Consider the following 11,682-nt stretch of genomic DNA (forward strand, 5'->3'; position numbering starts at 1 on the left):
TTATTATTGTAAAAGCTCTGACTAATTAATCGTAGCTCCGTTTTTTACATTTTGCTCGTCTGGATTCACGAATACTAACTTGCCATCTTGGTCTTCAGTCATTAGTATCATACCTTGACTTTCCACACCTCTTAGTGCACGAGGAGCAAGGTTAGCTAATACCGTTACTCTCTTACCGATGATATCCTCAGGTTTGAAGTGTTCAGCAATACCTGATACGATAGTACGCACATCCATACCAGTATCTACTTTTAATACTAAAAGCTTATTTGCTTTTGGCATTTTCTCAGCTTCTACGATAGTTCCAACACGTAAGTCTAACTTAGCAAAGTCTTCATAAGTAGCAGTGTCTTTTTGTGGCTCTACTACTTTTGCAGCAGCTGCATTTGCTTTTTTAGAAGCTTCTAGACGATCCAATTGTTTTTGCACCTCTTCATCTTCTATCTTAGCGAATAATAGTTCAGCTTGTCCGATAGTGTGTCCTGCAGGTAATAATACTTTATCTTCTGCGATAGTACTCCATTGGATAGGGGTATCTATTTTTAGAATAGATTTCAGTTTGTTAGCAGTGAATGGTAAGAATGGTTCAGCTAAAGTACTTAACGCAGCAGCTATTTGTAAGGCTACATACATTTGTGTTTTTACTCTTTCAGGGTTCTCCTTGATTAGTTTCCAAGGTTCTTCATCAGCTAAGTACTTATTTCCTAGACGAGCTACATTCATCATCTCTGACAATGCCTCTCTGAATCTATAGCGCTCTACAGAACTTTCGATAACGCTAGGATAAGCTCTTAACTCAGTTAATGTAGCGATATCAACATCAGAGAACTCATTAGGATGAGGCACTACACCTTCGTAATATTTATTTGTCAATACTACCACACGGTTAATGAAGTTACCGAAGATAGCTACCAACTCATTGTTATTTCTAGCTTGGAAATCTTTCCAAGTAAAGTCATTGTCTTTTGTCTCAGGAGCGTTAGAAGTCAAGGCATAACGCAATACATCTTGTTTACCAGGGAAATCTTCTAAGTACTCGTGTAACCATACTGCCCAGTTTTTAGACGTAGAAAGTTTGTTACCTTCTAAGTTTAAGAACTCATTAGCAGGTACGTTATCAGGTAAGATATAGCTTCCTTCTGCTTTCAACATCGCAGGGAATATCACACAGTGGAATACAATATTATCTTTACCAATGAAGTGTACTAACTTCGTATCATCAGACTTCCAGTATGGTTCCCAGTCTTTACCTTCTCTCTGAGCCCATTCTTTAGTAGATGAGATGTACCCGATAGGCGCATCAAACCATACATAAAGAACTTTCCCTTCAGCACCTTCTACAGGTACAGGGATACCCCAGTCTAAGTCACGCGTTACAGCACGAGGTTTAAGCCCATCCTCTAACCAAGATTTAACTTGTCCGTATACATTAGGTTTCCAGTCATTTTTATGACCTTCTAGGATCCACTCACGTAAAAATGTATCATATTGGTCTAATGGTAAGAACCAGTGTTTAGTTGACTTTAAGATTGGTTTAGTTCCAGTGATAGTAGACTTAGGATTGATTAAATCTGTTGCATTTAATGAAGTACCACATTTTTCACATTGGTCTCCATAAGCCTCTTCATTAGCACATTTAGGACAAGTACCTGTTACGAAACGGTCAGCTAAGAACTGATCAGCTTTCTCATCGTATAATTGTTCTGTAACTTCTTCTATGAATTTACCTTCGTTGTATAACTTCTTGAAGAATTCAGAAGCTGTCTGATGGTGAATAGAAGATGAAGTACGAGAGTAATTGTCTAAAGAGATACCGAAGTCCATAAAAGATTGCTTGATAATACCGTTGTATTTATCAATTACTTGTTGAGGAGTAATTCCCTCTTTTTTAGCTTTCATAGAAATAGCTACTCCGTGCTCATCACTTCCACATATAAACGCTACGTCCTTTCCTTGCAAACGCAAGAATCTTGCATAAATATCAGCAGGTACATATACACCAGCTAAGTGCCCGATATGGATAGGTCCATTCGTATAAGGCAATGCTGCTGTAATAGTATATCTTTTAGGTTCTTGTATCATATATCAATTACTGTTAATATCAAACGAATTTAATAAGAATGCAAAAATAAACAATAGTAACGGATTACGACTATTTATTTTTGAGCTTAATTCGCGATAGGTTATCTATTGTTGAATTTAAATTAAAATAAAAAGACCTTAGAACTAGTCAAATAATTCTAAGGCCATACTAATTTATCAAATGAAGAAAGCTTTTTACTCCTGAGCTTTCTGTTCTTGAATATTTTTTTTCATACTCTCATCCATTTTGAAACTTCCATTAGTAGCAGAAGAACTATTCTCTCCAGTGCCGTGCATAGGTATAGCCATTGTACCATTGTCATTATTTGTTTTCGTAGTAGAAGACTTTAGTGATGTTGATTTGACAGGAGTAGTGGCTTTGTTTTCTTTGCATCCTACAGTCATGATTGCCATAGCAGCCATTAGTATAATGTGTTTATTCATGGTGTGAGTAGTATTGTTGTTTTATATAATCTAATCTATTTTGGGTTGAATGTCAGATTGATCTAATTCAGTTGTTGATAAAGGTAAAGCTTTTCTTTTACCTTTTAAACAAAAGAAGAATAGACAACTGAAGATCCAGTTAAACCAAAACATATAACCTCCTAGATGGAAGTAAAACTTCATGTGCTTGTGCGAAGTTCTCGTAAAGTCGATATACGTATAGTAAGCGCCTATAACTCCTATGATAAGTAAAACTACTGTAACGATATTAGCAATCGGTCTTGAAGAGAAATACTTAAATAGAGCTAAGATGATAATTAGCGCTACCTGAATACCAAATATAATTAATGCAGTCTTCCAAGGCGTTTTAAATACAGTGTACTGTTTATACATTAGCGAAATACCTACTCTTCCTAAGAAAGACATCTTAGAGATAAGTACAGCAGATATTATCGCTAGACTAAGTTGTATAAATACTAAAATAGTAATATTCTTTCCCATTATTTCTAGTTAATAGACCATCCGTTTTCTTCACTATAGCGGAGTTTGTACTTCTTAGTAATAAACTTTGTGTTCGGGTTTTTATCTTTAGAGAACACGATAAAAGGAGTATACTGTTTAGATAGCATGACAGAGGCAGATGCAGATTTCTTACTTCTGTTATTCAGTTGTAGATTATTGCTTTTATCTAATGTATATTCTATTGTTTTGACAGTTACCTTATCACTTTTTTGATTGATTACATAAGGATGTGCTTTCTCAGTTAGCTTTACCGTTACATTCCAGATAGAATCTTTAGACAACCATTTTTTCTTAGCAGACTCATTCTCAAATTCTATATAACCTTCTTTTTCCAATACTTTGTATTGATTGATCTGTAGGCTATCTTTTTTCTTTCTAAATTTCTTAGTACCAAGTTGAATTGTTGTACTCTCAAACTCAGGTTTGTCTTCTAAGTGAGCTTCTATAGTATCAAGAGCTTTAGAAGAAGTAATATCCTTATTGTTACAACTACTCAATAATACCACTAAAAATAGTGATAATGTAGTAAGCATTGTTCTTGTTTTCATAGCTTAAATTTTAACCAAAAGTACAAAAAAAGAGATTATATGGATAACTATTTTTAAAATGTTTGTGAGTTGAATATTAGGTGTTTATGTATAATGAAAGAGGTCGCTGTATAGCGACCTCTAGTTTATTCGTTCTTGTGTAATATTTAGTTTCTTACCCAGATTTCAACATCTTTTTGAAGTTTCTTTCCATTAGAACTAACCTTCATATTCATTGATGTTTTTCCTGTTTTTTCATTTGTTTTGATAACTAATTCATCACCTTCTATAGTAGCATAACCAAACTCATTTTCTAAGTTTTTTACAGACTTTTCGATTAAGTTATATGGGCTATCTTGATCTACTACGATATCTTTAAGCGCTACTCTGAATTCTTTGTTTGGTTTTAATACTATTTGGTTCACTAAGATTTCAGGAGCATTATTATCTTGGAAGAAAGGTACAGAAGGGAACCAGTAGTGTCCATTCGCTTCATTTGATTCACCACCTTCCATAAATGCTTGACCTTTTAGAGCCCCCGTATTAGATACTATTCTAGTCCAGTTATAACTTCCATTATTTCCCCATCCCGGTCTTTTTATTAGTAATACTAAATCATCTTTGATAGGATCTACTCTAAGTCCAGCAGCATAGAACTCTAGATTATTCCCCATATCATCCTGGCCTAGTTCATAGAATTCACTGTTTAACTCGCCTATTTTGGTGTCGAATTTAGCTACCTTGTTTCCACCGTTCCAAGCCCCGTCATTTGCTATCCAATAGATAGCATCCTCTTTCATACTTGGAGACATAGAACCTGGATTCCATGCACCCCATTTACCTTGGATTGGAGCAGCTGCAATATTATAAGCTTTAGTGTCTTGTGCGTCTTTAGGGTTGATACGTTCTATTTCACTGCCTTTACCTGCCCATACGATACCATTTCTGTCTAAGGCTACTTGTGTATATCCACCTGCCTTTGTATCGATTACAGTATCTGTATCCGTATTGATGATTGTTAAGCCTTTACCTTGTACTACCGCATATACTTTACCATCTACATAGACCATATTACCTGTCATTGAGGTAACACCTGCTACATTACCACTAACCACTTTGTCATTGGTATTTAGAATAACGATTCCGTTAGTCGTAGCGATGTATGCTTTATGATCTGAAATTCCTACGAAAGAGTTCGCCTGAACACCAGGTATATCTTTTATAGTTTTTACTTCCTTAAAGTCCTTATCTGTGATTACTAATTTATTTCCTTGTTTAGAGATAATGTAATAATTCTCACCGAACGCTACCCCCATAGTAGTAGTTACTCCCAATTCTTTATTAGGGTTCGCTTCAGCATATATTCTATATTTTCTATTTAAACCATAGTCTAAGAAATTCACACTTCCCATATCATGCCCAAACCAGTCTTCATTAGCGATATAGAAACCACTAGGTTGTATCAGAGGAGTAGGAGCAGAAGGAGGGATGATTCTAAAACCATCTTCATTTTGATTATTATCGTCAGAGCTACAAGCAAAGGTTAATGCCAGAAGCGAAAAAACTAGTGAGCGAGTCAAAATTTTTTTAGTCATAGTAGTTTATTTGTTTTTTATGTTATCTACAAAAATAAGGCTTCATCCATGCGAACAAAGACTTTTTGTTTTCTTTTTTTAAAGAACACTTATAAATAGGAGTATTTTACTATTTTAGAGGAATAAAGAATAGAGTAAAATGAGAAAAATAGGAAGTTTGTTATTTGCGAGTGTATTGTTGTTTTCGTGTACAGAGAAACAACAGCCTTCAAATAATCCCATCAATACAGAAGACCAACCAGCATTAACACTTACAGTAGCTGAGGCGAAGAAGATTATAGAGTTGCCTTTACACTGTATCGAATTAGAATATCCTAACCGATTAGGACAAACACTTGGCAGTAATGATGATCTAAAGAATCCTAAGGCATTGCGTCCTATATTTTATGGATGTTTTGACTGGCATTCTTCAGTACATGGTTTTTGGTCTATTGTTACTTTATTACAGAAGTTTCCGGAGTTAGATGGAGATGGACAGATACGTACTAGATTAAATAATCTGATTACAGATGAGAATGTAGCAGTGGAGTTAGCTTTTTTCCATGACCCTAATAATAAGAACTTTGAACGTACGTATGGTTGGGCATGGCTGTTTCAGCTTCACGGTACTTTGTCTCAATGGCAAGATGCTGATGCGCAACGCTGGGCGAAGACAATAGAGCCATTAGCGAAGATTATGAAAGAGCGTTATGCAGAATACTTACCTAAACTATTATACCCAATACGCACAGGTACACATGACAATACTGCTTTTGGGCTATCACTATCACTAGATTATGCACGTCAGATGGGTGATAAATCATTTGAACAATTAATAGTAACCAATGCTAAACGTCTGTATGGTGAGGATAAGGGGTGTAATATTGCCTTCGAACCTAGTGGACATGACTTTTTATCGCCATGTTTAGAAGAAGCTCGCCTGATGAGTAAAGTAATGAATCAAGATGAGTATCGCACTTGGACTAAGGCGTTCTTACCACAACTATTTGATCAGAATTTTACCATAGAAGTAGCTAAAGTATCTGATCGATCAGACGGACATTTAGTACATTTAGATGGATTGAACTTTAGTAGAGCTACTTGTTTTAAAGAAATAGGGAAGGCATTACCAGAGTTAGCGCTTAATCTGAATGCATTGTCAGTTCAACACTTTAATAATTCGTTTGGCAATATTACAGGAGACGATTATATGGGTAGCCACTGGTTAGGTACTTTTGCCTTGTATACATTAATACACCAGTAACCTTAATAGTAGATAAATAAGAAAACACAATAGAAGTAGTATGACATTAAGAGAAATGTTTAGCATCGAGGATAAGGATAGAGACCTATCTATAGAGGCAGTAAGGAAGATATTCAGCTTATCTATTGTACAGAGTTTATATTATAATAGATGGCTTTTATTAAGAGATGATGAGAATGTAGGAGATTTTTTAGAAGCTTATGATGTGATAGGTAAGGATAAGGAAGCGAGTAATCAGTTTGCTATATATTTTCAAGAAGACGAGTTTAATACTCGTATCGTTATCTCACGAGATTATATTAATAGAGAAGGAGAGAAGGATGCAGAGATGTATCACTACTTTATACGCAGAGTAGGGATGGATGTAAGTGATGTACTTGTATTCTACCAAGAGCACAATGCTTATAATGATCAGTTATCATTGCTGACTCCTAAAGATGAGATGCATAAGAGTAGAGCAGTAGATTGGTTTAGTAGCGTATGTGATCTATTGTATTCTGTTAATCACTTTTTTGAGTTCGATGACAAGATCGCTAATATGGTGGAGCACGCACAGATGTTTAGCATAGAGGCTATTAATCAAGAGCCAGAGATAGACACCATCTTCTACAATGGGATTATGTATCGCGTAGTCAGTATACGCAATGGGCTAGATCTACTTAAAGGGCTAAAAGGAGTAAATGATCAGAACGAAGAGTTATTTACATTAGACAATTTAGTATATGACTTAAGTGATGAGAGCTCTTTCTTTTTAGTAGTAGATAATGATGCAGAAATAGAGGAACTAGAAGTGCTTAACTTCATAGAAGATTATGAGATAGACATACAGGGATATATATTCTTAGGTGATCTAAAGGTAACAGATTCTTTGTTTTGTCAGGAACTAGACTTTTCTCCGATGTTGATTGTGATGGGAGACTTGGTAGTGAAGAATGCTTATTTCTGTGGAAACACACATTATATAGGTGGGAGTGTCTATGGTGAGGTAGTATATGCTAAGTATAACCATGGTGAACTGCATGTGAAGGGAACCTTAGATGTGAGATGTATTGTCTCTATAGATATGCCTTGTTATATCAATAAGATTCGCATTACTAGTATTATTTCAGACAACTCTGTTCATGCTCTAGATCAAGTAAAGGGCGAAGACGGACTGCCTTTCTTTATGCTTAATGTATATCCGACTACACACCGTACACGAGATGTGTTTATAGATGAGATAAAAGAAGAACATACCTGGGGTGAATACTTTCCGGATGACGATGATATCATAGAAGCGATGCGCATGGGCAAAACGTTGCTAAAAGAGAGTGTCTTCTCTGTCTATAAAGACTTCAACGATACTGTAGCAGAGCGCTTTAATAGACTATTTATAGAATTAATAGAGAGTAACGGGATGGCCTCAGAGCGTATAGATGGTGGATACGTAAGTGATTATTTCTTTAATGTATATATGTATAATGATCAGAAGTATAGAGAACTCGGTAGAAAAGATAAGACGAGTAACTATCAAGCACGTATTCTACATAATATAGATACAGGTGAATATACAGCTATAGTTGATTTTTTTAAAGAAGATGGTAAGACACAGTATAGTGCTTTTAGATCTAAGCTGACGGATAACTTTACCTCTACTCACTCAGCTATGTATGCTTTTAATCAAGCAGAAGAAGCCTTTTTAAAGAAATTAGGTAAGATATAATGAAGTTAATATTTGACGGTTTACAGTTCATAGACTGTAAACCGTTATTTTTTACAAAGCATTGCACTACAGATTATATAGCTGTGATAATGTATACTAAGTATTAATACCTCTACGAAATGGGAGTTACCCTATTCTTAAGCCATTTTTAGTAGGCTTATCCACTGTCATTAACGTAACCTCTTTTCCTTCTACAGCTCCCATTACTAGGCATTCACTCATTAGAGTAGCTATCTGTTTAGGAGGGAAGTTTACTACAGCTACTACTTGTTTACCGATCAGCTCTTCTGGCGTATATAGTTTAGTAATCTGAGCAGAAGATTTTCTCTTTCCGATCTCTTCTCCGAAGTCCACTACTAACTTATAAGCAGGGTTTCTCACTTCAGCGAATACTTCCGCTTCAACGATAGTACCTACTCTCATTTCTACTTTAGAAAACTCATCCCAAGTCAATGTATTGTTGTTATTTTCCATGTTTTAGGTTTGTGATTAATTCCAAAAATAGGGAAAATAAAGTAAAAACGATGAGCTCATCTGTTTTTAACATGAATAGCTTTAAAACAACGACAACTGTTCTGGCTCATTAGACGGCAAGCCTAAGAAAGGGAAGGTAGCGATGATATCGTATTGTCTTCTGTCAGGATTAAACTGGCGTAAGGCGATATGATTACACAGACAAGAGATAGCAGGTTTCTGAAAATAAATCAATGCACGCTCTAATCGCTCAGGGTCTAGTTTGCGCGCGATAGACATATGAGGTTCATTACTCTTATAGATTTCGGGCAAAACGACTTTGCGCATTACCTTTTTTGCATATTCTTGAAGAATAGGCTTAGAGAACTCGTCTACTGCTAAGAAGAACGCTCCGTTAGGATATTGACCATAGTCGTTAAATAGTACTTGTACAGGAGTGAATGTACTACATTGTGTTCTGACTAATTCGGCTATTTTTTTGATACCATTCAGGTCAGTTTTAAACTTAGAAATAGTGATATGTGCTAAGGAATTCTTACTGTTATACCACCCTATCTCATCGGCTAGCTGTAGCTTCATTTGCTTTACTAGTTCGAGTGTAGCTTCATCAGGTTGAAAACAAAGGGAGTATTTAGAAATCATAGCATAAGTTTTAAAGAGTAAAAATAAACAATATCAGGCGTATTTATTTCTTTTTATGTTATGAATACTGTGTTATTTCACTACTCATATTGCCTTATTATGCCTCTATCTGGAGATATTGATCAGATATACTTCTTTTGGTTTAATATGGAGTGTCTTTTTGATTGTAAGTAATTGAGATCTAATTTATTGTGTTTTTTTGATTTGATTTTGTTCGGAAGTTATTCGGAAATAACCAGTGTTTACTAGGGATTAGAGGTTGTTTTGCGAACGAGATTTAGACTGTATCCGAAGGATCTCTAATGAAGGATTGTATGGAGAAAGTAAGATATATCTAATAAAATAAGGAGACCTTCTCTCGATAGGCCTCCTTGCTTTATAGAAGTATAAATAACACTCTAATTATCGTATAACCACTCTTCCTCTAAATGGGACATCAGTCGCTATATCTATATTATGAGCTTTAGAGATAAATATCTTACAAGGCTTTACTTGATAGACAAATTCATCTATAATCTCAGATACCTGTACAATAGGGTTCTCTATTTGGTGGTCTTTAAAGTCAACAACTAGTATGTCATTGTCAAAATCTAAGGCTGAAAATTCTTTTACGTATTTCATGATTGTGTTGTTTTTGAAATTATATATTAAGTTACGGATAATAAAGTAGATAGAAAAATAGAGTTGATAAAATATTTTATATCAGTGCTTTATTACTTTTAAGAAAAGTATATTTGTTAAAATTTTTATTAACATTTAACGTTATTTAGAAGGAGTAGAAAGTAAAGTTGTAATTACAGTAAGTGTTTAATAAAGTAGTTTGAGGATTTAGAAAAAGAATATGAGTACAGCCTCACGTTATTTATTTTTACCCAGTTTATTTTTTAATACTAGTTTTTGGTATTGAAGGAGTTTAAGTTTAGAAGTTAAGTTGATAAAGATGTTAGTACTGATAGGTATTGTGATAATAGGATGGTTAATGTATAGAGTACCAACTATACATAAAAACAAAGGAGTATATGTTAAAGAAGGCGCCAGCGGGACACGTCTGTTTATTTTGTCTATCACCGTTGTAGCACTTGGAATGATTAATTATGCTACTAAACAGTGGCAAATAAAAAGTGAAGAGTTTAAAAGTATGGATAGATATACTGCTGTACTTACTGGATATAATACAGTGACAGAAGGGAGTGGTAAGATGAAAACTATAGCATATATTCCTGTTTATAAATTTGTGACTAAGTCAGGTGATAGTATTGAATATAAAGCCAAAAATTCATTAATGGGGAAACCTATTGAAGGAAGTCATTTTAGAATCTATTATAATCAAGTAGAAAAAGTAGCTTATGTAATAGATGTACAGATGATGATTAGTATAGTTTTAATAGCCATAATTTTAATAGGTGCTGTATACTTTCTTATTGGGTTACTTACATATAGTGTATTGCCTAATCATATAAAGTATAAGTGGGTAGGAGTTGAGTTAGCTTATGCGGTTCTTACTATAGTATTCTTTAGTATTATACAGTTGTGTATATGTTTGATGTTTTTTAGTGGATATCGTTATTCTTGGGTGATGATTGTAGTGTATCTGATTATATCAACATATTTGACAATAAGAGCATTAAGGTCAACTATAAAACAGAGAATAGAAGAGTTTAAGTTGAGGTGATTAATATCTTGATAACAGAAAAATAGTTATGATAGAAGATGTGATTTATAATCAGTGGTCTATAATACTTGGATTATTATATACAGGTTGGTTAACGTCTAGAATAGTGAAACGTACTACGAAAGGGCGAAAAGAAAGAGCCGGTTGTGTAGATGTAATACGTGTATTCTTAATTATAGGAGGTTTGTTTGGATTAACTGTTTTCGGGAGTGTTGCTTTTGGAAGTATGTTTATTCGTACACTATCTAGTTTAATAAATGGAACCGTAGTCTTCAGTATTGAGCTATTCGCAGAATTGGTTTGTTATGGGACGATGGTAGCGGTGCTAGTATTCGCATTTATAGGTGTTATGCTCTATGGGGTGGGAAGAGATATGCGCCGATATAATAGATTGGCTAGATTATTAGGACTAGGAGTATTAGTTCCTTTGATTATGCTTGTATTCGAAGGGGCGTTGGTTTATGCGCTTGTTCGGAATATACACAATATTCCCCTTTCTGTATTATTGACAGTATTTATCTTGATCCTGTTAATCGGGATTATACTATATGTGAAGATTATTAGGGAAGAGATAACAGACTTAATAGAAAAAGAAAAGAACGCTAGTAGAAGTAAGGAGAATAAAACAAAAGGAATAACACAAGACAAGTCTGTGACAAGGGCACAGACTGCTAATCACTCTAGACAAGAAAGCAATAGAAGTACACAGCGCACGAATAAGCCTAATCCTCATAATGACGAGTGGAAGCGCAGAAGTAATAGACGTAAAAAAAGATAGT

12 protein-coding genes are annotated in these 11,682 nt (G+C 34.7%); 4 read left to right on the plus strand and 8 right to left on the minus strand.

Features of this window, described 5'->3' with window-relative positions; translation table 11 throughout:
* Window positions 1-21: 21 nt before the first annotated feature.
* The 5 genes from metG to MPR_RS00925 all read right to left on the minus strand — a co-directional run bounded on the left by metG (window position 22) and on the right by MPR_RS00925 (window position 5,170).
* Window positions 22-2,082 (minus strand): methionine--tRNA ligase, encoded by a 2,061-nt coding sequence (metG, locus tag MPR_RS00905; protein WP_041888419.1) that lies wholly within the window; start codon window positions 2,080-2,082, stop codon window positions 22-24.
* A 195-nt stretch (window positions 2,083-2,277) separates the two neighbouring features.
* Window positions 2,278-2,526 (minus strand): hypothetical protein, encoded by a 249-nt coding sequence (locus MPR_RS00910; protein ID WP_041888421.1) that lies wholly within the window; start codon window positions 2,524-2,526, stop codon window positions 2,278-2,280.
* Between the two features lie 30 nt (window positions 2,527-2,556).
* Window positions 2,557-3,027 (minus strand): hypothetical protein, encoded by a 471-nt coding sequence (locus MPR_RS00915; protein WP_006257742.1) that lies wholly within the window; start codon window positions 3,025-3,027, stop codon window positions 2,557-2,559.
* A gap of 5 nt (window positions 3,028-3,032) precedes the next feature.
* Window positions 3,033-3,596, minus strand: coding sequence for a hypothetical protein (locus MPR_RS00920; protein WP_041888424.1), 564 nt, complete (start codon window positions 3,594-3,596; stop codon window positions 3,033-3,035).
* Between the two features lie 146 nt (window positions 3,597-3,742).
* Complete coding sequence (locus MPR_RS00925; protein WP_041888426.1) at window positions 3,743-5,170, minus strand: DUF5074 domain-containing protein; 1,428 nt, start codon at window positions 5,168-5,170, stop codon at window positions 3,743-3,745.
* A 139-nt stretch (window positions 5,171-5,309) separates the two neighbouring features.
* On the opposite strand from MPR_RS00925, the gene MPR_RS00930 reads away from it, so the two are divergent.
* Window positions 5,310-6,413, plus strand: a complete 1,104-nt coding sequence (locus MPR_RS00930; RefSeq protein ID WP_041888428.1) for a DUF2891 domain-containing protein — start codon at window positions 5,310-5,312, stop codon at window positions 6,411-6,413.
* Window positions 6,414-6,453: 40 nt separating this feature from the next.
* Window positions 6,454-8,115 (plus strand): hypothetical protein, encoded by a 1,662-nt coding sequence (locus tag MPR_RS00935; RefSeq protein WP_041888430.1) that lies wholly within the window; start codon window positions 6,454-6,456, stop codon window positions 8,113-8,115.
* Between the two features lie 126 nt (window positions 8,116-8,241).
* Here MPR_RS00935 and MPR_RS00940 read toward each other — a convergent pair whose 3' ends face one another.
* The 3 genes from MPR_RS00940 to MPR_RS00950 form a co-directional block, all read right to left on the minus strand.
* Complete coding sequence (locus MPR_RS00940) at window positions 8,242-8,589, minus strand: tRNA-binding protein (RefSeq protein WP_041888432.1); 348 nt, start codon at window positions 8,587-8,589, stop codon at window positions 8,242-8,244.
* An 81-nt stretch (window positions 8,590-8,670) separates the two neighbouring features.
* Window positions 8,671-9,231, minus strand: a complete 561-nt coding sequence (locus MPR_RS00945) for a 2'-5' RNA ligase family protein (RefSeq protein WP_041888434.1) — start codon at window positions 9,229-9,231, stop codon at window positions 8,671-8,673.
* Window positions 9,232-9,633: 402 nt separating this feature from the next.
* Window positions 9,634-9,852 carry a hypothetical protein gene (locus MPR_RS00950; protein WP_006257734.1) on the minus strand — a complete coding sequence of 73 codons (219 nt, stop codon included), beginning with the start codon at window positions 9,850-9,852 and terminating at the stop codon, window positions 9,634-9,636.
* A 319-nt stretch (window positions 9,853-10,171) separates the two neighbouring features.
* Between MPR_RS00950 and MPR_RS00955 the strand changes: the two genes are divergently transcribed.
* Together MPR_RS00955 and MPR_RS00960 are read left to right on the plus strand one after the other, a co-directional pair.
* Complete coding sequence (locus tag MPR_RS00955; protein WP_041888436.1) at window positions 10,172-10,903, plus strand: hypothetical protein; 732 nt, start codon at window positions 10,172-10,174, stop codon at window positions 10,901-10,903.
* Between the two features lie 28 nt (window positions 10,904-10,931).
* Window positions 10,932-11,681 (plus strand): hypothetical protein, encoded by a 750-nt coding sequence (locus MPR_RS00960; protein ID WP_041888438.1) that lies wholly within the window; start codon window positions 10,932-10,934, stop codon window positions 11,679-11,681.
* Window position 11,682: the final 1 nt, after the last annotated feature.

The sequence above is a fragment of the Myroides profundi genome (assembly GCF_000833025.1).
Taxonomy (GTDB): Bacteria; Bacteroidota; Bacteroidia; order Flavobacteriales; family Flavobacteriaceae; genus Flavobacterium; species Flavobacterium profundi_A.

Excerpts from the sequence above, each read along its gene's own strand:
- MPR_RS00915 (WP_006257742.1), bottom strand. The coding sequence starts at position 3,027 with ATGGGAAAGAATATTACTATTTTAGTATTTATACAACTTAGTCTAGCG.
- MPR_RS00925 (WP_041888426.1), bottom strand. The coding sequence starts at position 5,170 with ATGACTAAAAAAATTTTGACTCGCTCACTAGTTTTTTCGCTTCTGGCA.
- MPR_RS00940 (WP_041888432.1), bottom strand. The coding sequence starts at position 8,589 with ATGGAAAATAACAACAATACATTGACTTGGGATGAGTTTTCTAAAGTA.
- MPR_RS00955 (WP_041888436.1), top strand. The coding sequence starts at position 10,172 with ATGTTAGTACTGATAGGTATTGTGATAATAGGATGGTTAATGTATAGA.
- MPR_RS00920 (WP_041888424.1), bottom strand. The coding sequence starts at position 3,596 with ATGAAAACAAGAACAATGCTTACTACATTATCACTATTTTTAGTGGTA.
- MPR_RS00950 (WP_006257734.1), bottom strand. The coding sequence starts at position 9,852 with ATGAAATACGTAAAAGAATTTTCAGCCTTAGATTTTGACAATGACATA.
- MPR_RS00935 (WP_041888430.1), top strand. The coding sequence starts at position 6,454 with ATGACATTAAGAGAAATGTTTAGCATCGAGGATAAGGATAGAGACCTA.
- MPR_RS00930 (WP_041888428.1), top strand. The coding sequence starts at position 5,310 with ATGAGAAAAATAGGAAGTTTGTTATTTGCGAGTGTATTGTTGTTTTCG.
- MPR_RS00910 (WP_041888421.1), bottom strand. The coding sequence starts at position 2,526 with ATGAATAAACACATTATACTAATGGCTGCTATGGCAATCATGACTGTA.
- MPR_RS00945 (WP_041888434.1), bottom strand. The coding sequence starts at position 9,231 with ATGATTTCTAAATACTCCCTTTGTTTTCAACCTGATGAAGCTACACTC.
- MPR_RS00960 (WP_041888438.1), top strand. The coding sequence starts at position 10,932 with ATGATAGAAGATGTGATTTATAATCAGTGGTCTATAATACTTGGATTA.
- metG (WP_041888419.1), bottom strand. The coding sequence starts at position 2,082 with ATGATACAAGAACCTAAAAGATATACTATTACAGCAGCATTGCCTTAT.